The following is a 25,904-nucleotide window of genomic DNA, read 5'->3' as shown; positions in this document are numbered from 1 at the left end:
TCTTTTCATGTTATTTAATTTAACATTCACCTTACAACAATATTATATAATGATGTTATGTGTTAGGGGTATCCAGCCAATTAATATAACATCCAAATTTTTAATGCAGTTATTATAAGCTTAATAATCCATCTTTTCGAAGATACCGAGCGTAGTCATTTGAAATAAAACGGCTGTTGTCGTCACTCACCAGGCAGCTACCTCTCCATCGGCTCTTGGTTCCGTTCCACCTGCCAACACTCCGGTTACCGCATCTCGCCAAATAATCTGCCCCCTGCCAAACATGCCGGAATCCAGTGCCCGCTGCACGATATGCCCCCGTCTTGCCAAGGCCTGAGCAATATGATCGGGAAACTGTGGCTCGACTTCGATCACTTTTTCTTTCACCCAACGCCATCTCGGTGCATCCAGAGCCGCCTGTGGATTCAAATGAAAATCAATCGTATTCATCACCAGCTGTACATGTGCCTGAGGCTGTATGGAACCGCACATCACGCCAAAGGGTCCAACGGCCATGCCGTCCTTCGTAATAAATCCCGGAATAATCGTATGCCGTGTTTTTTTCGCAGGTTCAAGGACATTATGATGCTCTGGATCGAGCGAAAATCCCGCTCCCCTGTTCTGCATGCATATTCCGGTCCCTGGAATCACAACTCCGGAGCCAAAATCGCCTGAATGGCTCTGAATGAACGATACCATGTTGCCCTCTTCATCCGCAGTGGCCATATAAACAGTTCCACCTTTGGGCGGCTCCCCGGCCAATGGCAATATCGCCTCCGCACCGATTAATTCCCTTCTTTCACGGGCATAATCGTCGGACAACAGCTGCTGCGTAGTAACCTTCATCTTGGTCGCATCCGTAATATATTTCAGACCGTCCACATACGCCAGCTTTACAGCCTCGATCTGTTTATGATAAGTATCCACCGTATACTTGGCGTCAAAACCCATTCCTTTGAGAATATTTAATGCCATAAGAGCAACCAGCCCCTGGCCGTTCGGAGGAATTTCCCAGACATCGTAGCCTCTGTAGTTGACCTGGATCGGATCCACCCATTCCGGCTTATACGCGGCCAGATCCTCTTTGGTCAGGAATCCTCCGTGCTTACGGAAAAAACGATCCATCTCCTCAGCCAGTGTCCCTCGATAAAACGATTCCGCCTGCGTTTCCGCGATCGAACGAAGTGTGCGGGCATGTCCCTCGGAACGCCATATTTCTCCGGCATAGGGTGCGCGTCCATTTGCAGCAAAGGTTTCCATCCAAGGATCGTATAGACTGCTGTTCAAAGCGCTGATCGCCTCGAAGCCATGCTTCCAGTATTTCGCAATGGTCGGTGATACCGGGAACCCCTGTTCCGCATATTCGATAGCGGGCTGCAGCACTTCCGCCAGAGGCAACCGGCCGAATCGCTCTGACATCGCCGCCCAAGCTGCTGGCGTTCCCGGAACTGTGACTGGTACCATTCCATAAGTCGGCATAGCGCTGTGTCCAGCCTCCCTGACCTTGTCGACAGTAATCGCCGCTGGAGAAGGGCCGCTTGAATTGAGGCCATGCAGCTTCCCATCCACCCATATCAGAGCAAAGCAATCGCCGCCAATGCTGTTGGAATTGGGTTCAACCACCGTTAAGCAGGCAGCTGTAGCAATTGCGGCATCAATCGCATTCCCGCCTTTTTTCAGTATATCCAATCCTGCTTGTGCAGCTAAGGGCTGTGTCGTCGCGACCATACCTTTTCTGCCATAGGTCACCATTCTTTGAGAAGGGTATGGGTTAAATAACGGATCATAATTCAGCATAGTAGGATTCTCCTTGTTCATTCAAATTGAACATCAGGCCCTCATTGGAACCTGACTGTTCTTAGATGTTAATTATTATGCCACTAATGAACATCTGTCAATGTTAGCTTTATGGAACGAAATGGCTTTTGGACAAGCCAAAAGTGCTGACATCGCTGCTTCATTCTTCGGAATATCCCATCGTGGTTACTTCAAGGTAACTAATTGCATAATAAGTCAGTTCTTAAATAATTTCTTCTTATCCTGTATCATGAGGATCAGTATGAAAAAATCGAAAATATCGGCCGCTGCTAGTATCGCTATTAAGCAGACAGATTGATTAAACAGGAGGAATATAAACATGCAATATCGGAATTTAGGCAGAAGTGGATTAAAAGTCAGTGAGATTTCGTTGGGAAGCTGGTTAACCTACGGTACCGCGGTGGAGAAGCAGACAGCGATCGATTGCATCAAATACGCTTACGATAACGGCGTTAATTTCTTTGATACAGCCAACGCGTACAACCGCGGTGCTTCGGAAATCGTCGTCGGTGAAGCGCTTAAGGATTATGCACGTGAAAGCTATGTCATTGCGACAAAGCTGTATTTTCCAATGGGTGATGGACCCAACGATAAAGGACTGTCGCGCAAGCATATCGTTGAACAGTGCGAAGCCAGCCTGAAGAGGCTTGGAGCGGATTATATCGACTTGTATCAATGCCACCGGTTCGATCCGGAGGTGCCGTTAGAGGAAACGCTGCGCGCTCTGGACGATTTGGTCAGTCAGGGAAAGGTCCTGTATGCCGGAGTGAGCGAATGGTCGGCAGCACAGATTACTGATGCGGTCCATATAGGCAAAAGGTTGAACCTGAGACCGTTAATTTCAAACCAGCCTATCTATAACATGCTTGTCCGTTATATTGAGAAAGAAGTGCTGCCAACCTCCGTCAAAGAAGGCTTGGGACAAATCGTGTTTTCTCCGCTGGCACAAGGCATATTGAGCGGCAAATACAAGGCAGGCCAGCCGATTCCATCCGAAAGCCGCGCGGCCAACAGCGATATCAACCGCTGGATTAGCAGCTATTTGCAGGACGATGTTCTTGGGTGCGTGGGCAAGCTGGATGCCATTGCCACAGATCAGGGATTGACCTTATCGCAGCTCGCAATCGCCTGGATATTAAGACAGCCGGGTGTCAGCTCAGCGATTGTAGGAGCCAGCCGACTAACGCAAATTGAAGAAAATATCAAAGCAAGCGGCGTTACCTTGACTCCTGATGTTGTACAGGCCATCGATGGTATTCTTGACGAAATTAACGGTTTCGTGCCTATCTGGTAGAAAGTAGCAAAAAACTCGTCTTGAGCCGATGAAGCCAAGGACGAGTTTTTTTTCGTTATTTAAGAATATAAATATTCCAGAAAATGAAACAAATGTAGGACTTGCTACGTCTAATGAAGTGGAAAATATTAGCTTATATGTGAATGAAAAAGTTGATTTTACAGGAAAGAGGTTAGGTATGGCAACATCATCAATTCCCCATTCATACAAAAAAGACAGGGAGCGTGGAAACAAAGGTGATAAGGACAGGTCTCTCCTGTATTGGCTTTCACTCGCACTGATTACTGTTTTTTTATTCGTATGGTTGTTTCAAACCGGGCTTTTTTACGGTTACACGGTACAATATGAATATGCATTGAATTCTGCGTTATTTTGGGCGGGGATCATGCTGTTTGTACTTAGCATTTATCAAGCTTATCATTGGAAATTAACGGATGTCAGTGATGTCCTCGGGTTATGGATATGGACGATCCCCGCTGCTTACATCCTTGCATCTGTCCATGCCGTTTCAAGCCATTATGCTTCCAGTATGATTATGTTAAATGTGATGTACAGTATCTTTTTTGTCCTAGCCGTAGCTTTTGCCAAAAACAAGCTCGGTGCACGAATTATCCAAAATGGTATCGTATTAGCTGGTTACGTCGCTGTCATTTATTGTTTTATGAATATGTTTGGCAATGCTTATTTTAGGGATGCGGTGATGCTGTCCGATCAAGGGCTGAGGCTAAGCTCGGTATTTCAATATCCCAATGCGTATGCCGCTTATTTGTTAGCTATTCTATTATCTGCTTTGTGGTTGTTAATGAATGAACGCAAATGGTATATGGTCTCGATCCACGCGGTTATGATAGTGCCGCTGCTCGTGTCGTTCCTTCTCACACTTTCCAGAGGTGGACTGGTCGTATTGCCTCTGATTGCTCTGGCCATTTTACCTTTTTTCAGATTCGCACAGCAAATTTGTTTTTTTGTGTACGCGATGATCGGTGCCGTCGGTGCGCTGCTGATACTTGAGCCTGTCAGAAGTATTACGACCCGTATCTTTCAGCAAGTAACGGCAGGTGACCCCCTTCAACCCGCTCTACTCAGCCTGTTTGATTCTGAATCGTTAAAGGGCTGGCTGATTGTAGGCTCTGTATCGATAGTAGTGGGTCTGGTCATTACTGTCATTCAGCGTTATGTGGTGCCGAAGCTGGAGCAGCGAACGCTTGCGATTAACAAGTATCGTATAGCCAATCTTTTTATTCCGATCATTCTGATTGTAGCGGGTTTGTTCGGTGCTATACTGCTGTCAGGAAACAATTTTGTTTCCAGGCTCCTGCCCGTGGAATTACAGACTCGCCTGCAATCGATTAATTTCCAGCAGCATAGTGTTCTGGAACGATTGACGATGTACAAGGATTCTATGAAATTGGTGAGTGATTACCCCATTACTGGAGCTGGGGGTGGCGCATGGACGATTTTATATCAACAGTATCAAAACAATCCTTATATCGTTAAACAGGTACATAATTTTTTCCTGCAATATTGGGTTGAAACCGGCTTGATTGGATTACTGGTACTGACGGCCCTGCTTATTGCTATTTATTATTTATATATCAGGCAATACTTCAAACAAAACATTGAAGATCGCGGCAGCTATCAGGTTTTCTATATCGTGTCGGTATCGATTTTGATCCATAGCCTACTTGATTTTGAAATGAGCTATGCTTATCTGGCTTCGGTTGTTTTTCTTTCCCTTGGTGGTTTGGCTGCAGGTTTGAGGTTCGTCCCATCCTTAATCAAGGAAAAGACTTGGATCGGGCGAATAAATCAAGGAAAAACACGCTTGATATACCCGTTATTGATCGGTATCGTCTCGATTGTTGTCATGGTATCCGGACTTAAAGAGTTAAATGGTAATCGGCAGTACATGGCGACACTAGAAAAGCTGCAGAGTAGCGAACAGGTTCGTTTTGAAGATGTGATGAAACCGATGAATGCAGCCTTGGCAGCGACACCTGCTCATCCGGACTATGTGAATCTAAAGCTAAGCCTGCTGTATCAAGCTTATAATCAATCTAAAAATGCTAACATGTACGAAGAGGCCAAAACCTATTTGGAGTTGTTGAAACAAAAGGAACCCTATAATAAAGAAAGCCTTGAGACCGAGTATAACCAATACATCACGGAAGGGAAGTTAAACGAGGCTTTAGCAGTGACAGAGAGAAACCTGCGCAATAATAGCTGGGGCATTAATATCAGGCCAGGCGGACAGAACTGGTATGAACGTGCGATTGGTCTTTATGCTGAGCTGGGTGATCGTGCAAGAACGGACAACAACAAGGAATTGAATGGTAAGCTATGGAATCAAGCCGTTGAGACTTACCAGCAGGTGCTGATCCGTAAGGAGTCTTTAAAAAGCCTACCCAAAGGACAGATGCAAGGGGAGCCATTTGATGTTACTCCTGGCATATCATTGGCCATAGGGAAAATTTTTGCGGAACGGCAGGATTACAAAGGGGCGGTAGATGTACTGCGAGTGAATGCTGGCCTTCAATCGGATGCCCCCATTTCACGTATGATCGTGAGATGGTACTTGGCAGCCTTGCAAAAATTAGGGCAAAATGATCAACAAACCTATGATGCCTATATAGCTAAGTTCCCTGAGGAGAAATCAGAAATTGCCAAATTGGCAGCTTCGATATGATGATAGAACCCAGTTGCCGCGGTGGCAGCTGGGTTATTTTTTTGCCTCGTTCATACAAAATGGACATTGTAAAAGATTTGTAAGAATTTTAAGCATTTTTTTGTAAAACTTCTCTAGTAAACTAGTGATATCGTTCTCGTTCGCACGCAAACGAAAGTCATTTTCAAGCAAGGTGGTTACTCATGGAAAAATGCAATGTATTGATCGTTGACGACGATGCCGAAATTGTGGAGGCCGTCAGTATTAATTTAAGAAGGGAAGGTCTGAACGTGTTTACCGCCAGCAATGGTCTCGAAGCCCTGGAGGTGCTCGAAAGGAATGAAATCCATCTGATTCTTCTGGATGTGATGATGCCCAAGCTGGACGGCATTCAAGCTACGCTTAAAATCCGGGAAACCAAAAACATTCCGATCCTGATCGTCTCCGCCAAAACCGAAGATGCCGACAAGATTGTGGGACTAAACGCGGGGGCCGACGACTATATCAGCAAGCCTTTTAGTCCTTTGGAGCTGATCGCACGGGTGAAATCCCAATTAAGAAGATACACTCGCCTCGGCAACTACAAGCCGTCCGAAGATGTCATCTACACCCAAGGGCTGGCCTTGAACAAAAGCACGAAGACGATTACCGTTGACGAGGAAGTGGTACGTCTGACCGCGACAGAATACAAAATACTAGAGCTTCTTATGGAAAATAAGGGGCGCGTGTTTTCCATTGAAGAAATCTATGAAAAAGTGTGGAGAGAACCGAGCTGCAATGGTGAAAATACGGTTGCGGTCCATGTAAGACGCATACGGGAAAAAATCGAAATAAACCCGCGCGAACCAAAATATTTGAAGGTGGTATGGGGTATTGGATACAAAATCGAAAAATAAACACCTGCCCGCGTTTGCCCCAATCTTGCTTGTTTGCTTCGCGGCGCTAGCGCTACTGCTAGCTATCGATATTAATAATAAACGAGCTTACATATATGGCAACCCTTTCTTTCAAGGTGATTTCTTTTATGGTGTACAGGTATTTATGAATGTGCGTGACATAACGAAATACCGAGCTGAATACGAAAACTACAACAGGCTTAGCGAGAAAGAGAAAGTTAGCGAAGATACGATCCGGCAATGGAGGGAACAATTTGACTACCTAACGAACGAAACGCTGAGCGGGACAATCATGATTCCAGAGCTGGAAAGCTCCGCAGATGAGGAGTTGAAATTGTCGCCCCCTGTCGCCTCTTCTCTTCGTGCGCTTCAAGAAAAAACGGGACAATGGATGTCAGCCGAATGGAGTAAACAAGTTGAGGACGCATGGCAGTCGGAGCTTCTTGACAAGACAAAAAAATACATTTCAAAAAGAGACTCGGAATACGAGGAGTTGAAAAGGACCGCAGCCCGTCTTGATCCTATCATCAAATATTCGATTACCGATAAAAAGAATCATCAAACGTACACGAATAGATTGAGTAACCCTAACGGAGCATTGGAAACACAAGAGAATTCGGAAACCACGCATACGATGATATTTCCACTTCAAAAACCGAATAAACAGCTGATCTGGCTTAATGACTATTTCAAAGCGAATCAGTTGGAAGGAAGTTTTACCTTTTATGCAGCTGTAGAACCGGCAGATTTAGCTTTCGGTACCGAAGTCATCATGTTCAAGGACTACGTCACTTTGTTAGGAATCCGGAAGCAGCTGCAGTTTGAATTTGCCGGTCTTGTGGCAGTAGTGGTAGCCATTATCCTTCTTCTCGTCTACATGCGAAAAAACGGGGTAAAGGAGAATGTATGGAGTGGAACGTTCACAGCCACATGGCAGTGCATCCCGCTCGATATTCGCATCCTTATATTTATCTTAGCTTCCTTCTACGCGTTAACTTACGGAAGGACGGTCTATGATTGGGATATGCTTACGCCGTCCAACTCTGTTTACCGCTGGTCCCTGCTCGCTATGCTCATCGCCTGCATTAGCATTTACCTGAATGATGCGCTGCTCCTGTATCGTAGAAAGGGAGCTGTCTACGGGCAGTGGAAGGCAGGGTACATTCTAACGCTAAGCAGGCTGATGAAAGCGGCTTTTGTTAATAAAAAAATACTACTTAAATCCATACTAATCTTCCTATTAATAGCGTTACTTGGGCTGTCTGTATGCTTAGGATTACAGGAATCGGAATCAGGGGTCTGGTCGCTGCTATCCGTCATTTATATAGCTGCTTATATGTTGATCGCCGTTCCTTATCTCGTCAAACGGGTGGGAACGTTGAACTACGTGCTCGCCGGCATGAGCGAGATATGTGCCGGACGTTTGAACGTTGCGCTTGAGGAACGCGGCAAAGGCGAGCTGTCTCATATGATCCGGCAGTTGAACAACATGAAGCAAGGCTTTCAAACCGCTTTAGACCTACAGTTGAGAAGCGAAAGGTCCAAATCCGAATTGATTTCCAATGTTTCCCATGATTTGAAAACGCCGCTTACCTCCATGATCAACTACATCGATTTGCTCAAAAAAGAAAGCCCGCTGCCAGGTGAGTCCAATCACTACGTGCATATTTTAGAGAAAAAAACACAGCGGCTCAAAATGCTGATCGACGATCTTTTCGAGGTATCCCAGTTTTCCAGCGGCGCCGTCGTACTGGCACTGGAGACGGTCAATGTGGCTGCACTTTTGCAGCAGGCTCTCGCTGAATGCAGCGATAAAATCGAAGCGTCCATGCTTCATTTTCGAATCCATATCGAGCGTCCCCATATCTTCGCCCAGCTGGACGGCAATAAGACGTGGAGGGTATTCGAGAACTTGATTCATAATGCGCTCAACTACTCCATGCCGGACACCCGGGTTCATCTTTCATTGACCGAGGAACAGGAGCATGTCGTTCTGAAAATCAGCAATGTCTCAGCTTACGAAATTTTATTTGATGCGCAGGATCTGTTCGAACGCTTCAAAAGAGGCGATGCTTCCCGGAACACAGAAGGCTCCGGCTTGGGTCTTGCCATCGCTAAGAGCATTATTGAGCTTCAGGGAGGACGGCTTCATATAGAAATCGATGGTGACTACTTTAAAGTAACCGTTAACTTAAAGAAGTAAGCGCAAGGGCTTTTCCGAAATGACTGAGGAGTGGCACGTTCGACGCTTAGTAGAAGCTGTGGATAGTGTCAGGCTTGATACGGTCTTGGTATATTAAGCTCATTCCTGTAAATCGGGGATGAGCTTTTATATGGAATCTAATGGATGATTTCTTACACCGGTCCTTGCCCAGTCGTTGCATGTACAAAACCAGGTAGCCTTCGCCGAGATCGGTAGTGACAGCCCTCAAGGCTTATTGGAATACACCTAATCATATTGTTTGTTGTAGCTGCTTTCTTCTTATTTGTTCGTTATGCTATTAGCCTTCAGTATGATGTAGAGTATCTCCTGCCTTGGAGCCAAGCCTTCTCCCATCCATACTGCGAATAATCAGTACTGATTTGATCAGCCCCATACATAACAAAAGGATAGATAGGAAATAAAGGACATGTCCTAAGCCTGGTAAGAACGAAAATGTCACCGCCCACGGAGCTTGAGCTAGTTTGGGTACATAGAAAAGAATCAACGATGGAATTAGCAGATTAAATAGCAAAATGTACACACAATTGATAGCAATGCGCAAGGGTGTAAAGGTTGGCTTCAGTATCCATCTATATAAATTGTAGACGGATCGAGAGACCCAAGCCAGAACAGCCAGTACGATTAAATCAGCAATCATGTACGTCTTGTTAAAACTAGGCAGGTCAGCTTGTGAACGCTCTTGGCCGTTAAGAATTCCATTAATTCCGGCCACTATACTATCGTAGGGAACGAGCGGATCGTATGCGTTAATAAGAAGAACAATACCATAATCCCCATTCATCACCATCAGCGAAAACGTATTTTCTGTTGAACCGTTATGAAAAATGACATTCGTGTTTTGGTTGACAACCCAACCCATGGCGTAAAATGCACCGTCTCCCATAGAGGAAGCAGGCTGGTGCATGTGGTTGACACCCTCTTTGGATAATAAAGTCTGGTTTTTAAAATATCCCTGGTTTATTTGGGCAATTAAATAATTCGACATGTCCTCCGCACTTGAAATTAAATAACCCGATGCCACAGTGCCCTCATGTTGTAGTTGTTTGGTCGGAACCATCCATCCAAATATAGATTGGTACCCCGTTGCCAAGCCGTCTTGCTCAGCCTCTACTGCCGAAGCATAGCTGTGCTGCATGTCTAATGGCTTAAAAATGTGATTGTCTACATATTGGGGATAAGCCTCTCCCGATACCGTTTGAACAATTCCACCGAGAATATTATAGTTTAAATTCGAGTATTGAAATACTTGTCCTACAGGTTCGGTAAGCGGCGTATGCTTCAGATCTCGCAAATGTTCCTCTATGGACTTATGACCGTTCGTGATGCCAAGTCGTCCGTCATAAGTAGAGAGTCCGCTAGTTTGATTTAGTAAATGTTTGACTAGAATATTCTTGGACACTTCTTCATCGGCTAATCGAAACCACGGCAAATATCGCTGTACCGGCGCTTCGAGATCAATCTTACCTTCTTCAACCAATTGCATAATAGCTAAGGCAGTAAATGATTTACTTGTAGAGCCCAGAACAAAAGGGGTTTGTGACGTAACTGGCGAATGGTCAACGCCGGAATAGCCGTAGCCTTTCAGATAAAGCGTTTGATTGCCCTTTACGATCCCCAAAGCAGCGCCGAGTACGTGAAGTTTGTCTATAGCAGACTCCATGAACGTATCGATTTTTTCTGCATCCACATTCAATGGATCTGATTCAGCATAAACTGCAAGCGGTGAAAACAGAGCAAGTACCGTCAATATTATCATCTTCATAAAACTGTTATAAAAGTTGAAATTCATTTTCTACTTCTCCTTGGTATCATAATTCTAACGTTCCAATAAACTGAGGATGGTATCAACAACAAGAGAGGGCTCATCGTGAATGACCATATGACCGCTCTTCTTTGCTACAATAAGCTGACTGGCAGTGGAAATTGTAAGCATTTCTCGCTGTCCGGCTTGCCAGATATCCTCAAGCCTTTTACCGTTATCTTCGGAAATGCCAGCTTTGGCGTAGTCTTGAGGTACCCCTCTGGCAATAACTCTCACAGGTAGCGTATTCAAGTTTTGTCCTCGAATTGCGTCTTCTGTGCTGTTCGCCAGTTTTCCCTCTTCTTCTTTGGCCTCAAAAAAACTGGGTTTGGCAATAACGTTGATAAACCGCTCCCTGTCTTCCTTTGCAACCAGACCTTCCAGCAAAACATCCTGGAACAGTCGCAAGCTTCCCGACATCTTTAATAACTTTAAAACAGTAGCCGATGGGTTTCCTACAAATTTCTCCTGCTCGTAAATCGCCTTCGTATCCCGTTCATCATTTTCGGGTCTCGCATCAACAAGCACTAAACCAGTGACTTCATCTCGATAGGTTTGTGCAAATAACCGGGCGTACATCCCTCCAAGCGAATGACCGACAAGTATATAGGGCCCGTCGATACCCTCTTTCTTCAAAGCGGCATGCAGCTCTGAAACAACGTTGGCTCCTGTCCGTTCCCTATTCGCTTTCTCGCTCCACGCATATCCGGCACGATCATAACTCACGACGGTTGCGGATTTAGCCAGCTGGTCGGGGATATCTCTCCAGGATAAACTCGTTTCTCCGCTTCCTGCTTCAACAATAATGGTGGGGGAACCAGTACCGATTTTGTGGATGTGCAGACGATATCCACCAACATCGACTAGCTTACCTGGGGGTGGATAATTTCCTTCAGCTTGCTCAGATGAAATCCATTCATAAACAAATCCTGATCCAATGATGAACATAATGACAGATACAAAGATCAGCAGTATTCTTTTCCACTTTATGATTTTGGATGATTTCTTTCGTAAGCTAACTCTACTCATTTGGCAATATTTCCTCTCATGGTTATCTTTTATTTAATACATTGTATTATTTAAATGATTATAGCACACTGTATTATAAAAAAGAAACCATGTATAATGGAGCTATGCCAAAAATCGTAGATCATGAAAAACAGAGACATATCGTCGCCGAAGCAGCCTTAAGAGTCATCGAAAGATCGGGCCTTGAACAAGCCACCGTTCGCAATATCGCAGAGGAAGCCGGATTATCCGTAGGATCAATGAGACATTACTTCTCCACACAGGTGGAATTGTTTGCCTTCTGTATGAACCTTTTTGTTCATCGCATTCAGGAACGGATTGAAGCATGGGATTTTGAAGGACCGATTCTGTTGGATTTGAAACGTTTGCTTTTGCAGTTTTTGCCCGTGGACAAGGAAAGAATAATGGAAATGGAGGTTTGGTTTTCATTTAATGCCAAAGCATTGATTTATCCGGAATTGAAAAGATTAAGCGAGGACATGCAGGATGGCTTATACAAAGCTTCGAAGTTTGTGATTGATACGCTGGTGGAGCAGAAGCTGATAAGGCCGGGATTGGATCCCGATTTGGAAACAGAGAAATTGTACGCGTTAGTCGATGGGTTAGCCGTTCACCAGCTTATGCAGCCAAAACGGCTGACAGCAGACCGACTTGAAGCTATAATAGACCAACACTTGGCTTCGTTATGCAAAAATGAGAACCCCTGACCCTATCAAATATGGGAAATATCTGATAGAATCAGGGGTTCAAACTCACTAAATTGATTGTTCAAGACTCATCTATTAGGTACCATTTTCTTCAATTTACGGGTCCTCCAGATACCAGTGGCACATTGCCAAGCGCCCAGCTAATTAGAAAATAAATCAACGGGCCGAACGTAATCACACCCATCAGGAAAATAACAAGGCCAAGTCCGCTAAATTGGTTTTTCGGTTCTGAATTTTTCATTAATTCCATAAATCATACCCCCACCTATTCATTATTAACTTTAGCTGCTTATAGTAATGAGTATAAGTCGTTAGGTTAAGAACGTAAGTGATATAAATCATAGAAAATTAATAAAAACGCTGATTGAAGCGTTTCGAGAAGCCGCTTGTCCTTGAGGAAAATCCAACCCTAAATGGCAAGCTCCATCCAAATTCGCAGATTGTCAATATCTATTCAAGCGACGGCCACTTACGTACACAACTCCAGCAGCGGCAAGCAGCATGCTGGCACAAACGCTATACATCAACGAATATGACCAATGGTCAGCGATGGGTCCCATTGCCATATTGCCGAGCACGACGCCGAAGTCTGACACCGCAATAAATACACCGATAAGCGTATTGCGGGAAGCTGCTGGCAGCACAAAGGTTAAATACGTCATCAACGTTGGATACAGCAGTGCCATACCAAACCCGTTTAATACAGCCGACGCATACATAAGGGCAGCTCCATAATGTATAGACATGGCTAATAGCTGAATGCCTACGGTTAAGCACAGCAGCAGGCCGATAACTAAAGGCGCATGCCAATTCCCTTCTGAAGGCACTTTTTTGCGAAGAGCAAATCTAGCTAATACGATGACGCCAGCTTGAACCATGAGATAGAGGCCAGCATTGCCGACTCCGCTTTGTTGTGTATACAGCACAATGAACGTTACAACAGCGCCAAAGCCAGCGGAAGCAATGAGCATAGCCATACTGCATACAAGAAAGGCACGATTGCTCCATAATTGGCTGAGCTGGGCCATCATGGAGCTTTTTGGCTTCATGTCATCGTTGCTGATCAAACGGGACGGAAGCGGCGAATGGTATCCTATAATGCTGGCTGCAAGGCCAATAATGAGCATGGCAGAAGCGAACGCCTTCATCCCGCCCCAATCCCACAAATATAAAGCGGCTATGGGTCCGATTACGGTAGGCAGCATGCCTGCTAACAAATACAGCGATATGCCTTGCGAACGCTCTTTTTCGGGTAACGTGTCGACAATGCCCATTTGCAAGGCTAAGGAGAAAAAAGCTGTCGTAATGCCTTGCAACGCACGAAGAACGAAATACCACTCCAGACCGAATTGTGCATACAGAACCAAAATAACAAAGTTTGCAGTTAACAAAATACGCAGCACGAATAGTGGGCCAAAGCGGTGGACAACGTTGCCCGCCCATGGACGGAACAGCATGCTGGTCATCATATAAGCGCCCATCATGATACCAATTTCGGTATTGCTTGCCCCTTCGGCTTCACCGCGCAGGGGAACAACAATATTAATAATGGGATTTGCACTGAAAAACAAAAACGTAATGACATAAAGTCTAATAAAAGGCGAGGATACGGACATATTTGTGCTCATTGCGGGATATTAGCTCCTTTCAAGTACGGTATAGTGGCCAGAGGCCATCACGTAAAAAAAGTGTGGGGCCCCCACGTTGAATCGCCTCGTGGTTATGCCTCACACACTTAAGTAAATTGCTGCACGTTTCTCACTTTCCGATTGCCAGGATGGTCAGCTAGAACAGATTGCAGCAGACTTTGTACAGCAGGATGTGGCGATGTTAAGATTTGTTCCTTTTCTTCAAACATTTCAACCAGCTCGCCATGGTCTAACACTGCTAACCGATCTGACAGAAAATAGGCGGCTTCCAAATTATGTGTTATAAATAAATAAGAAAGCCCGAATGAACGTTTTAAATCGTTTAACAAAGCTAAAATTTGGGTTTGAGTAACCATATCGAGGCTGCTTACCGACTCATCAAGCACGATAAGCTTCGGCTTTAAGGCAATCGCTCGGGCAATATTAATTCTTTGCAGCTGTCCACCACTGAATTGATTCGGATATTTGGCCATATCCTCCGCTTTTAAACCGACCATTTCCAACAGCTCACCAATTACATGCTTTTGTTTGCTGGGTGACCTGATTTCGTAGTTATCGAGCGGCTCTCCAATGATCTGTTCTACGGTCATTCGTGGATTTACCGAGGAGTAACAATCCTGAAAAACGACTTGCAAATCTCTTCTGGCCTGCTTTCGATCAGAAGCACTCATGTTGTAAAGATCTTGTCCTTGAAAAATAATTTGGCCGTGTGATGGCTTCTCCAAGCCCAAAATAACTTTGCCGAGCGTACTTTTCCCTGCACCGCTGCTTCCAAGCAAACCGAGACAAACGCCCTCATCAATCGTTAGTGAGACATTGGAGAGGACAGGAATGAGTCGGCGCGGCAAGCCGAACAGTCCGGCTTTTCCATAGGCAAGGGTGATTTCTTTTACATGCAGCAAGCTCATATGGTTCTACCCCGTTTGCTAAATTACATTTACGGTCATGTCCTCATTTTCAATGAAGCAGGCAGCTTCAGCCTGGCGTTTAACAATGTTTTCGTATACTCATTCTTGGGAGCATCGAACAGTTCAAATACATCGGCTTGTTCAACGATAGACCCTTGATGCATGACGATAACTTCATCCGCCATCTCCGCAATGACGCCCAAATCATGGGTAATTAATAAAATCGTTGTACCACATTCCGCTCTCAGCCGTTCAAGCTGCTTTAACACCTGAAGCTGGTTGACCACATCCAAAGCAGTCGTTGGCTCATCGGCGATTACGACGGCAGGCTTCAGACACATGGATAGGGCAATCATGACCCGCTGAAGCATTCCCCCGCTCAGTTGAAAAGGATACAGCTTCATGAGCCTTGAAGGCTCAGGCAAGTTTACATTTTCCAGACAAACCGCTACCAGCTCGAATGCTTGCTTTTTGCTCATTTTGCAATGCATACGGATAGTTTCCATAAATTGATGGCCTATCGTATACACGGGGGTGAAGGCATTCATCGGATTTTGCATAATAAAGCCAATCTCTTTGCCTCGAATGCGCTGCATCTCTTGCTGGGGCAAGCCGTTCAGCTCACGTCCGTTTAATTGAATGCTGCCTTCCCTGATAGCTTGTTGACTTGGCAATTGCAGCAAGGAACTGCAGGTTACAGTTTTGCCGCTGCCGCTTTCTCCGACAAGACCAAGCACCTGACCTTGCTTTAAATCAAAATGAATATTTTGAATGAGCGGGAGCAAGCCCTGCTTCGTCTTCATTGTGACGTTCAAACCGCTTACCTGCATCACTTTGCGAGGCTCTTCCATCGTAGGTCTCATTCCTGTTCAAAAATGTTTTTTTACCCCAAAATGACTGGATAAAGCTTCTCCCAGCAAATTGAAATTAATAACAACAAGCAAAATAAGCAGTCCTGGATACAGCATTAATTCGGGATGGCTGCGAATAAAAGCTTTGCCTTCATGAATCATGGCTCCCCACTCGGGTGTAGGTGCTTGAATGCCCAGACCGAGAAAGGATAGAGCAGAGATATCCATAATCGCCCAGCCCATTTCCAGAGTGCCGATGACGATAATGGGTGGCAGTACATTTGGAATTATATGTAATCTAATAATCTTCCATGAAGAGGAGCCGCTAATCCGGGCAGCAGTTATAAACTGGCGTTCTCTCAAGCTGACAACGAGACCACGAAACATTCGCGCATAATATACCCATTGCACAAACAGGAGGGCTAGCACGACTTGCATAATTCCAGGACCAAAGATACCAACAATCCCCAATACGAGCACAAGATTTGGAAAAGCCATAACCCCATCGCAAAACCGCATGACAGCATAATCGATCCAGCCGCCTCTGTAGCCTGCCGCCGTTCCAACGAGAAGCCCCATTCCTAATGAAGCCATAAAGACCATGAAAACAAGACCTAATGATATTCGGGCTCCAAACAGGAGACGAGATAAATTGTCGCGTCCTAAGTGATCGGTTCCTAATAAATTGTCGGGTGAAGGCGGCTGCAGCTTAAGCTCCAGATTGACCTTGACTGGATCATGTGGCGAGATCCATGGCGCTAGAATCGTAATAAGAAAGCAAAGCAGCAGTACAGCGGAGCATACCGCAATTGTCTTCCTTCCTTTGAAGGTATTGTGAATGGTTGCAATCAATGAACGCTTCTTCCCTTCAACGAAATTCTCGGGTCCATATACATTTGCACCAAATCAACGAGCAGATTGCTTATGAGGAACAGACAGGCTGCGAGAACTACGTAGCATTGAATAACGGGAATGTCCCGATTAAAAATGGCCTCTACGAAATACCGTCCAAATCCGGGCCATGAAAACAGCTGTTCTACGATAATCGTTCCTGTCAGCAATTTGCCTAAATTCATGCCAAGACCGGTAATGACGGGGGAAATCGCAATTTTCATAACATGCTGCAAAATAATCGTTTTTTCCTTCATTCCCCTCGTCCGAGCGTACATCACGTAAGATTCCTGCAATTGCTCCAATATGCTTTCCCGCAGCAGTCGAGTATAGATGGCAATGAGTCCCAAAGACAACGTTAATGAAGGAAGAACGAGATGTTTCCAAGTGCCGATTCCGTCTACAGGCAGCCAATCCAGCTGAACAGAGAAGAAGAAAATCAATAAGTACCCAAGCCAAAACTGTGGGATCGAAGCGCCAAAATACGAAAGCAATCTGCTCAAATAGTCCACCCAGCTATTTTTATAAATAGCCGACCCATACCCAAGCAGGACGCTGACCACAATCGTTAAGCACATACTGCTTAAGGCAAGCTGCAGCGTAGCGGGCAAGCGAAGCCTCACTTCTTGCCAGACAGGTTTACCCGAAAGATACGATGTGCCAAAATCAAGCTGGGCTATACGTGCCACAGCATGCCCATATTGCACAAACAGCGGCATATCCAGCCCCATCTCATGTCGTTTCTCGGATAGCAGCTCTTCGGTCGGTTTAATATGTGCTGCGGAAAAATAAGCTTCCGCCGGATCGACCGGCGAAAGATGAATGAGTATAAACGTGATGAGTGTCGCAAAAAGAACCATGGGGATAATTGCCAGAAATCGCTTCCCGATATAGCTGCTCATAAAATGGAAGGGACCTCCTGTTCGTTACGGTTTGATTGTAATTCCATCAAAGGGATGATCCCAACGGCTAGCGGGAAATTTAAAGTTTTTGATTTTTTTCTGGTAAACTACCGTTTGTTTAATATAAGAAATAGGCAGGATGACCGACTGCTCATGCAATGTTTTCAAAATAGACGTGTACAACTCCTGGCGTTTGGTCTCATCAGTTGAAGCCAGTGCCGCATGAATTTGCTGATCCAGCTCTGCCTTCATCGGGATACGGCTGTGAGCTTCGGAAATGCCGAAATTCGGCTCACTTACAGAATTGATCAACGAGTGCGGATCATAAGGTACACCATAATTGAACCAGAAGTGGATGTCGAATTGGCCCTCTCTCAACCGTTTGGGTATAACGGCTAACTCAACGCTTGAGAGGTTCAGCTTAACCCCAATTTCTCCCCATTGAGACTGAATCGTTTCTGCCATCGTTTTTTGAATGAGATCTCCCTTATCATACATTAACTCTAGTTCCAGCCTTTGTCCGTCCCTTTCCCTTACGGTTTGGCCCGCCTTCAGCTTCCATCCTGCTTCTTCCAGATAGGCCTTAGCTTTATCAATATTATAGTTTATCGGCTGGGCGTTGATATTGGAGTAAGGATAGTTTTTGGACAAAATGTTGTCTGCCTTTTCCTCTACGTCTCCCGTTATCCCTTTCACCATGGCTGCTTTGTTGAAGCCGTGCTGAAGAGCAAGCCGCACCCGGTGGTCTGCCAGCTTTTCATTTAATGTATTTAGCAGCAGGCTTCTTGTACCTACAGGCTCGGATAATTCGGTTTCATATTTGCCCGAAGCTTTCAATTGCTGGAAGGCATCCATGCTAATGGCCCCTTCGCCAAAAATCAGATCCAGCTCGCCCTTCTCAAAAGCCAGCACTCGCGTTTCGCCATCCGGTATGATTTTAACGGTTATCTTGTCAATTTTGGGAGCCTCTCCCCAATAATTCGGATTTCTAGTGAATACCGCATATTGATCTTGCTTATAATCGGCAAGCAGCCACGGTCCAGTACCTATTGGTTTCTTTATGTCTTTGGTAGTGTTCCCATCATCCGGGAATCCAGCTTCGGCAAGAAAACGGAAAGGCCGCACGATCGCCAAATCCTGCAAGGTCGGATAGTAAGGATCAGTCAAAGTTATTTTAAACGTATGTTCGTCCACAGCTTCCGTCTGTTTAAGCACTTTTACTAATCCAACCCAGCTATGAACGCTTTTGTTTACCATGATTGCATCGAAATTCTTTTTTACAAGAAAAGCGTTAAAGGATGATCCATCTGAGAACTTGACATCTTTGCGAAGCTTGAAGGTGTATTCTTTGCCATCAGCTGAAATGGTCCATGACTCAGCCAAATAGGGCTTAAGCTGACCGCCTTCTTTATAGCTGACCAGTGGCTCGTAAAGCATGGATTGGGCAAATAATTGCGATGGATAGTAAACATGAGGATTCAAGGGTCCTATATCTCTCAGCCACGCAACGGTGATCGCTTTATTCGTTTGGGCTGTATCGCTTGTTACCGTCTCCTTGGTGTCGGTCGAAGCAGCGTTTTGCTGTGTGCATCCCATTGCCAGCATAAGTAAGGCTAGAAGGATGACTATCTTAGGGATGAATGTGTTTCCTTTTATTCTGAACATTTAAGTAGGTACCCCTTTTTCTATTGAGAATGATTATTATCATCAATAATACTATGAATTCTCTTCGATAATAACAATAGAGAAATGTCTGATTTTTTTTTGGACAAAATGAAGAACGTGGCTAATTTCTTGATAGGCTATTTATATTCCGATATACTATTATAATCATGATGATAAAAAGGGGTCCGCTGATGAATGACTATCCATTGTTAGAACCAGATGAAACATCGGCTTCCCCGCTACTTCCTTATTTGTACGTTCCTGTGAAAGTTCATATAGTAGATTCAGCACTCAATTCATCCGCCAAGTCTTTACAGCGGTCGGGTCATCGTATCGTCGCCTTTGTCCAGAGCGAAGGCAAGCTTCATCTAGAGGGCCATTCCATCCATGTCGATAAAGGAGTGTGCCTTCTGCTCGCACCAGATGCGAAAGCAGAAATTGAATTGAGCGGCAATGGCGATTATTTGGATGCGGTGTACGTCATTTCATTCGATGCCTACCGTCTGGGAGAGCCGCAACCAGCTAATGAGATCGGATTAAAGCTGCCTTATGAGACGAAGATCGATGTGACTTCCATGTCCCGTTTTGTTGATTTGCTGGAACAAATGGCAGAGGTGGCTTCAACCGATCAAAGCCATCAAGAAGTAGAGAAGCTCAAGCAGCAAATTCGCCTGCAAGAGCTGCTTGTTATGCTTATGGACAATGTCACAGCTTCGACTTCCGCATCAGATGCGACACTGGCTGTAGAGCGTACCGTAGCCTATATAGCTCAGCACTACCGGGAGGAAATTACCGTTGAACAGCTATCCAGAATGTCCGGCGTAGCCCGCTGGCAATATAGCGCTTTATTTCAGTCTTTGACAGGCAAGAAGCCTCTCGATTATTTGACAGAGCTGCGAATGAATCGTGCGAAGGAACTATTGCTGCTGACCGACGATCCTTTGCGGGAAATTTCCCGTAGGGTCGGTTATAAGGATGAATATTATTTTGCACGCAGGTTCCGGCATACGATGGGCTTGACGCCGAAGCAATATGCGAGGACTAGAAGCTACAATCAACCGGTGAATGACCAGGGCGCTAATCCCTTCTCAAGAGTAGTTGCGGTTGGTTATGTACTTGGGGATTTGCTTGCTCTGGGCATCAGACCCGTTGGTGCGGATATGACCGTTATCGGTAAGAAGGTTGTTTATCGCAATGAACTGCACAACATTTCAGATATTGGCTTATTAGGGGAACCAGGCAAAATAAAAGCGCTGAACCCGGATTTGATACTGTACAGCAGCTTTCGGCAGGATGAGATGGAGGATCTGTCCAAAATTGCGCCTACTGTTTCTATTGACAGAAATGAACCGACTTATACTCGGATTCTCCAGGTAGCTAAGCTGTTCGGCAAGCAAAACCTTGCTCAACAGTGGATTGAGAGTCATAAGCGGAAATCCGAGGAAATGTGGCGTCATCTTGCTGCCCATAAAGGAACAAGGGAAACAGCTGCAATTTTCGTCTATGCGGAAGGCAGATTATTTGTGATGGGGATGAAAGGAGTCGCTTTGACGCTCTATCACCCAATGGCGTTTGAGCCTGCTGACAAGGTGAGGAAGATGATCCAATCGGGAATTCCCTTTCATGGAATAGAATTAGAGCAAATGAGCGATTATGATGCTGATCGTTTGTTTCTGCTAGTGGATGAGAGCGAGCGTTCCAGAAAAGAAGCAATGCGTGTAATGAATAGCGCCTACTGGAATTCGTTTGACAGTCAACACGTTTATGTGACTGAAGCCAAATGGAATTTCGACGATCCTATTACAATGGACAGGCTTCTTCCGGCATTGCCGCGTATTTTTCGAATGTAACCATCGGCATACGCCATTACCGGATATTCCACATTCTTTGAACCTCTACTAATGTCTGACCATTAAATTCCATTCTGTATACATCTGGTTTGGATGTATGCAGTAAAAAATCCAAATCGTATTGTTTGTCATAATACCCCATCATTAAAGTCATGACCGCTCCATGTGTACCTAGTGCTATTTTCCGCCCTTGATAGACCTTTAATAGTTGTTTCAAGACCGTTATAGCTCGATTCTGACAAGCTGTATTAGATTCCCCTCCCGTTAAAGCATAGCGTGGATCAGAAAAAGACTTCTCCAACAGAGGGAATAATTCCTTATCGGGCATTCGGTTGTCTTCATTGGAAAAAATTCTTTCTTTAAGATCTTCGAATACTGTAATTTCTTGTCCTGAGCATCGAGCTAGCTCCTGAATGGTCAGAATGGCTCGTTGGTATGGACTGGAAACGAAAATTTCAATCCTCTCACCTTTTAGTAATTCAGTGATTTGATTAGCATCTGATTTTCCTTTTTCTGTTAATCCTCTTGTTCTTTCATATCCTTCCGTCTTCGGTGATTCGCCATGTCTAACCATGTAAATGATAGTTTTCATCATAGCCTCCATAAAAAGTTAATGGGATTACTTACCTTTTCGAGAATGTGAATGCGACTTGACCTGACATATCAACAGACCCAGATGTAAAGTTGGCATCCTTGTAGACAGTGCAGCTTGCCGATAGCGTATGTAAGGTATCCGGCCAGCTGCACTGGTCTTTGTTCTGATAGTGTACTAGCCTTCCTCCCGGTATTGTCCCGGAGTCATACCTACAGTTTTCCGAAAGGAGCGAATAAAATTGGCGGAGTTATTGTATCTCAACCGCTCTGCGACTTCAGAAATTTTCATGTCGGTTGTCTTCAGCCATTTCTTCGCTGTTTCCATTCGATATTGAGTCAAGTATTCACCGAAATTAATGCCAGTCTCTTGACGGAATACCCGACTTACATAATGAGGATGGTAATTAATGCGTGAAGCGCACCCTTCAAGCGTTAGCTCCGAGTCGAATTCTCTATGAATTATATCAATGATAGCTTCCGAAATATGTTTAAACTGAGATTCCCTTCTGCTGCCAAGCTCAAGTATGAATGGGGCTACGAACGTGGTCCAAAACCATTGTTCAATCTCCTCAATGGATCTGAGATTAAATAAGGTTTGAATTAATGTAGCCTCGTCTTGATTAATAAGACCTGTCGGAATTGAAAATTCCTGACCAAATCGAATAATATCCACCAATAACCGAAGTAAGGATAACTGATAGTCCTGATGCTGTATGCGATGCTGAAACAACTCCCCCATAAATTCCTTTAAGGACCTTTCGGATTGCTCCAGATTGCCTGTCCGCATAGCATCAAAAAGCGATTGCTCGCGCTCCTGCGGAAATAAATATAAATTGCTTCTTTGCGGCTGAACGTCTTCGATAAAAAGTATCGACTCCTGTCCGAGCCCGACTCTGTACTTCAATGCTGTTACGGCTTCGTGAAATGCCTGCGGCGTTTCGGACATCGTAGTAAAAGGGCGGCTGATCCCCATACTTACCTTAATTTTCAAGTATTGTACAATTGCTTTTTGAATCGTGTCGGAGAGCGAAAAAATTTGCTCTTTGAAATCGGCATCGCCTTCCTGCGATCCGATTATCGTGACTTGGCAATCTGCCGTTACAATAGGTACAAGCCTTTGCTCGGCGGGGATCAATTCACCGACAATATTGTTAATGGCAAACATGAGCAGGTCCCGATCCGTCTCTTCAAATCTGGTATCTTTAAGCGTGTCAATTTGCACAGCAAGAACGGACATGACAGGCCAATGACGCTTAAAACCGTACAAACTCAATTTTGCCTTGAATTCGTCAGACTTGATAGTGCCATTAAACAATTTTTGCATAAAAAATTCCTTAAGCTGAACTTGCTGACCCTTCAGCTCATTCATCAGCAGGGATTGATTCTGAATTAAGTAATCGACGCGTTCGCCAATGAACTGAAGTTCGCCTCTCTTGTTTTCGGTAGAAGCCGCAAAGGGTTCTCTTGTAAGAGCCGTATAGATGGATTGAATGGGGCTATACATTTTTTTCGACCCTAACCATGCGAGGATCAGTGTGACCAGCAGAATGCCCACGCTGACTAATAGGGTAAGCCAGCCGATAATTTTGTTGTGTTCATTGATTTCCTCAATTGAAGCGATAGAGACATATTTCCAGCCGTTGTATAAGGACTTCCGGTAAGTAACGGTAACTTCTTTACCCTCCTTGGAGGTTCTGTATTGCCCATTGGCATCATCGGTTTCCACAATGGGTTTTAAGTAAGCTTCGCCGGACAAGTTGTTCCCCAGCATCGCACGATCGTGGTGTCCAATGATGTTGAAATTTTGATCCAAGAGAAACGTGCTGCCTGTCTTTCCGTTATGTAACGTAACAAGCTCTTTAATCGTATCCGGCAAAAGCTCAACGCTTATTATTCCTTTCGGGTTAATGGCGTTAAAGGGAAATTTTTTAACAAAATAAATAGAGTGTATCGAGCCTTGGGAATCTGCGCTATTATAAGCAATGTCCTTATTCAGGCCGCTTGTCCAGAAAGAGCCTCCCGCAAGCCGAGAAAATGCTTCCATCTGAGATCTAGCACCTGGGACGCTGTATTCATTAACCCCACTTCCATTAACAATCCATTTTTGGGATAAGCTGTATAGAAATACATCCTTGGTACCGAGCTCATAGGTTTGAATTAGCGAAATTCCTTTGAACAGCTCGCGTACTAATTCGAAATCCTTACTGGAAATCTCATTATCAAAGGCAGATGTGACAACTGGTGATTGCAGCAGCTGCGTAGCGGAAGCGTCTATCGTCTTAAGAATTTGCTCAACTCGCATTTGGGTTTGCTGCAGCAGCTGCTTATTGCTTTCGTTTACTTTTTCTTGTACCGTCTGGGATGAGTTTAAGTAAGCAAAGGTGCCGAGTACAACAACGGGAACGGTTCCGATCAGGACAGAAAATAACATAAGCTTGATTAAGTATGAGGGGGATCGAAGTTTCATAATGCCTCCATGTATTGGTTCCTTGAGTATACTTAAAAACGCTATATTATACCACACTATTAGTGAGTGCGTGTTCAAAGACGGCGTTCCAACCTCTTTTAGGAACATGAAAAGGAAGAAGGAAGAGTCTTATGACCCTTCCCGGTAAACCCTACTTTTTTGCTTGTTTCGCATGCTCGGCGTTCATTTCTTCAATGACTTTATTTCCGCCACTTTGCTGCCACTTATCAAGCGCTTGCTTCCAACCAGCTTCGTCTATTGAACCCATGATGTATTTTACTACGGCATCATCGATAATTTTGGAAATCTCTTTACCCTTCTCTACTTCGGTATTAGAGATATACGGAGCAGCAGGATTTGCAAGGGCAATAGTCGCATTGTCTTGAAAGAGCTTATAGCTGAGCTTTTCAAGATCATTGCCGTAGCTTATAACTTCATTTTGCATAACCATAAATTGGTTGCCGTCCAGGATTTCCGTTTTCAATTTGGGATCGGTGCTTTGCTTATAATTTCCATTTTCTACGGTGTACTGCTTGCCTTCGAAGCCATATTTCATCAGGTTCTGAATTTCTTTACCCGATACTTTATCGAAATATTCAAGGATTTGCTTGAATTCCGCTTCTGTCTTCACACTCGTTTTTGGAATCATGTACATTCCCAGATAACCGGCTCCCGCGCGGGTCTGCTCACCTTTCGGACCCGAGATGCGATTAATCAAATTAATTTGGGCTTTCGGCTCAATTTTCTTAATATTATCATCGATCCCTTTACCGTCGAACATATTATCGATCCAAACACCTGCTTGACCCTTATTTATCACTTGCCTGCCGTCTTTCACGATAGCAAAGTCTTGATTGATGATTTTTTCGTCATACAGTTTTTTGTAAAAATTTAGCGTATCCAGGTAAGCAGGAGTCATATGGGCCGGAGACAGCTTACCATCTTTCAACTCCCATTCATTTGGACCACCCATATAAACAAGAATATCTTTGAAACCTGCTATGGTATTGCCCTGCATCCCAACGGCAAGCCCGATCGTATCTGGTTTGCCATTCTTATCCGGATCACCCGTCGTAAAGGCTTTCAGCACATTGTAGAACTCATCCATATTCTTCGGCGTCTTTAATCCCAAATTATCGAGCCAATCCTGACGAATCATCAGACCGAAACGAGCGAGATCCCGTTCACGGTAAACGCCATAGATTTTGCCGTCTATGGATATGTTTTTAAGCACGATATCGGACATTTTGCTCAAATTCGGATAGCTTTTCAGATAGGGACCAACTTCCCAAAACATACCCGAACGGGCGGCGTTTACAATAAACGAGGCTTTCGGCTCCAACGCAACGAACGTCTTGGGTAGCTCTCCGGATGCAACCGTAGCGCTTAATTTATCCGTGTAAGATGACGAAGGCACCCATGAAACTGTAATTTTGGTGTTTGTCTTTTCTTCGAGCTGCTTCAAGACCGAGCTGTCTGTCGGCATTTGTTCGGGATTGTAGGTAGGTAACATCATAGTAAGATTAAGCGGTCCCTGCTGCCCGGCAGCTTTTGGATCTCCTTGAGGATCCTTCCCGCCGCATGCCGTAACGGCTAAAGCTACTATCGTAAGCAAAACGGCGGCCTTTATTCTGGTTTTCTTCTTGTGACTTCTTTTCATTTTAATATCCTCCTAGAGTTTTGTTTCAGTAAA

At 44.7% G+C, this 25,904-nt stretch carries 19 protein-coding genes; 6 read left to right on the top strand and 13 right to left on the bottom strand.

The annotated features are described in order from the left end of the window. Positions 1-186: 186 nt before the first annotated feature. A complete protein-coding gene (locus BK127_RS07170; protein ID WP_076229347.1) occupies positions 187-1,797 on the bottom strand; it encodes a gamma-glutamyltransferase family protein in 1,611 nt (536 codons plus the stop codon). Positions 1,798-2,137: 340 nt separating this feature from the next. Here BK127_RS07170 and BK127_RS07165 point away from each other — a divergent pair, with 340 nt between their 5' ends. From BK127_RS07165 to BK127_RS07150, 4 genes are all read left to right on the top strand, one after another. Next, positions 2,138-3,112: an aldo/keto reductase family protein gene (locus BK127_RS07165; protein WP_076229346.1), complete on the top strand. Its 975-nt coding sequence runs from the start codon at positions 2,138-2,140 to the stop codon at positions 3,110-3,112. A 178-nt stretch (positions 3,113-3,290) separates the two neighbouring features. Next, a complete protein-coding gene (locus tag BK127_RS07160) occupies positions 3,291-5,798 on the top strand; it encodes an O-antigen ligase family protein (protein ID WP_076229345.1) in 2,508 nt (835 codons plus the stop codon). A 182-nt stretch (positions 5,799-5,980) separates the two neighbouring features. Then, positions 5,981-6,673, top strand: a complete 693-nt coding sequence (locus BK127_RS07155) for a response regulator transcription factor (RefSeq protein ID WP_076229344.1) — start codon at positions 5,981-5,983, stop codon at positions 6,671-6,673. Then, on the top strand, positions 6,651-8,876 hold the full coding sequence (locus BK127_RS07150; RefSeq protein ID WP_076229343.1) for a sensor histidine kinase: 2,226 nt from the start codon (positions 6,651-6,653) through the stop codon (positions 8,874-8,876). Before BK127_RS07155 ends, BK127_RS07150 begins: the two co-directional genes overlap by 23 nt. Before the next feature lie 298 nt (positions 8,877-9,174). Here BK127_RS07150 and BK127_RS07145 read toward each other — a convergent pair whose 3' ends face one another. Both BK127_RS07145 and BK127_RS07140 read right to left on the bottom strand, forming a co-directional pair. Next, the gene (locus BK127_RS07145; RefSeq protein ID WP_076229342.1) at positions 9,175-10,686 is read right to left on the bottom strand and encodes a serine hydrolase domain-containing protein; all 1,512 of its coding nucleotides are present in this window, start codon (positions 10,684-10,686) and stop codon (positions 9,175-9,177) included. A 27-nt stretch (positions 10,687-10,713) separates the two neighbouring features. Beyond that, positions 10,714-11,727 carry an alpha/beta hydrolase gene (locus tag BK127_RS07140; protein WP_076229341.1) on the bottom strand — a complete coding sequence of 338 codons (1,014 nt, stop codon included), beginning with the start codon at positions 11,725-11,727 and terminating at the stop codon, positions 10,714-10,716. Positions 11,728-11,831: 104 nt separating this feature from the next. Between BK127_RS07140 and BK127_RS07135 the strand changes: the two genes are divergently transcribed. Continuing rightward, positions 11,832-12,434 (top strand): TetR/AcrR family transcriptional regulator, encoded by a 603-nt coding sequence (locus BK127_RS07135; RefSeq protein WP_076229340.1) that lies wholly within the window; start codon positions 11,832-11,834, stop codon positions 12,432-12,434. 91 nt (positions 12,435-12,525) lie between these two features. Here BK127_RS07135 and BK127_RS43600 read toward each other — a convergent pair whose 3' ends face one another. The 7 genes from BK127_RS43600 to nikA form a co-directional block, all read right to left on the bottom strand. After that, positions 12,526-12,684: a hypothetical protein gene (locus BK127_RS43600; RefSeq protein ID WP_179097410.1), complete on the bottom strand. Its 159-nt coding sequence runs from the start codon at positions 12,682-12,684 to the stop codon at positions 12,526-12,528. A 193-nt stretch (positions 12,685-12,877) separates the two neighbouring features. Continuing rightward, positions 12,878-14,062 carry a staphylopine family metallophore export MFS transporter CntE gene (cntE, locus tag BK127_RS07130; protein WP_076229339.1) on the bottom strand — a complete coding sequence of 395 codons (1,185 nt, stop codon included), beginning with the start codon at positions 14,060-14,062 and terminating at the stop codon, positions 12,878-12,880. 107 nt (positions 14,063-14,169) lie between these two features. Further along, the gene (nikE, locus tag BK127_RS07125) at positions 14,170-14,991 is read right to left on the bottom strand and encodes a nickel import ATP-binding protein NikE (protein WP_076229338.1); all 822 of its coding nucleotides are present in this window, start codon (positions 14,989-14,991) and stop codon (positions 14,170-14,172) included. 35 nt (positions 14,992-15,026) lie between these two features. Then, positions 15,027-15,842: a nickel import ATP-binding protein NikD gene (gene nikD / locus BK127_RS07120; protein ID WP_076229337.1), complete on the bottom strand. Its 816-nt coding sequence runs from the start codon at positions 15,840-15,842 to the stop codon at positions 15,027-15,029. Between the two features lie 18 nt (positions 15,843-15,860). Then, a complete protein-coding gene (nikC, locus tag BK127_RS07115) occupies positions 15,861-16,694 on the bottom strand; it encodes a nickel ABC transporter permease subunit NikC (RefSeq protein ID WP_076229336.1) in 834 nt (277 codons plus the stop codon). Then, the gene (nikB, locus tag BK127_RS07110; RefSeq protein WP_076229335.1) at positions 16,691-17,635 is read right to left on the bottom strand and encodes a nickel ABC transporter permease subunit NikB; all 945 of its coding nucleotides are present in this window, start codon (positions 17,633-17,635) and stop codon (positions 16,691-16,693) included. The genes nikC and nikB overlap by 4 nt, the downstream gene beginning before the upstream one ends. Before the next feature lie 24 nt (positions 17,636-17,659). Continuing rightward, positions 17,660-19,300: a nickel ABC transporter substrate-binding protein gene (gene nikA, locus BK127_RS07105; RefSeq protein WP_076229334.1), complete on the bottom strand. Its 1,641-nt coding sequence runs from the start codon at positions 19,298-19,300 to the stop codon at positions 17,660-17,662. Positions 19,301-19,491: 191 nt separating this feature from the next. Here nikA and BK127_RS07100 point away from each other — a divergent pair, with 191 nt between their 5' ends. After that, complete coding sequence (locus tag BK127_RS07100) at positions 19,492-21,150, top strand: helix-turn-helix domain-containing protein (protein ID WP_076229333.1); 1,659 nt, start codon at positions 19,492-19,494, stop codon at positions 21,148-21,150. A gap of 16 nt (positions 21,151-21,166) precedes the next feature. Here BK127_RS07100 and BK127_RS07095 read toward each other — a convergent pair whose 3' ends face one another. The 3 genes from BK127_RS07095 to BK127_RS07085 all read right to left on the bottom strand — a co-directional run bounded on the left by BK127_RS07095 (position 21,167) and on the right by BK127_RS07085 (position 25,871). Next, positions 21,167-21,742 carry a histidine phosphatase family protein gene (locus BK127_RS07095; RefSeq protein ID WP_076229332.1) on the bottom strand — a complete coding sequence of 192 codons (576 nt, stop codon included), beginning with the start codon at positions 21,740-21,742 and terminating at the stop codon, positions 21,167-21,169. A 177-nt stretch (positions 21,743-21,919) separates the two neighbouring features. Next, a complete protein-coding gene (locus BK127_RS07090) occupies positions 21,920-24,211 on the bottom strand; it encodes a helix-turn-helix domain-containing protein (RefSeq protein ID WP_076229331.1) in 2,292 nt (763 codons plus the stop codon). A gap of 151 nt (positions 24,212-24,362) precedes the next feature. Then, positions 24,363-25,871 (bottom strand): extracellular solute-binding protein, encoded by a 1,509-nt coding sequence (locus tag BK127_RS07085; RefSeq protein WP_076229330.1) that lies wholly within the window; start codon positions 25,869-25,871, stop codon positions 24,363-24,365. Between the last annotated feature and the right edge of the window lie 33 nt (positions 25,872-25,904).

This window comes from Paenibacillus sp. FSL H7-0331, from assembly GCF_001956045.1.
The sequence above is the reverse complement of the archived record's forward strand: the minus strand, read 5'-3'. Positions and strand labels throughout refer to the sequence as shown.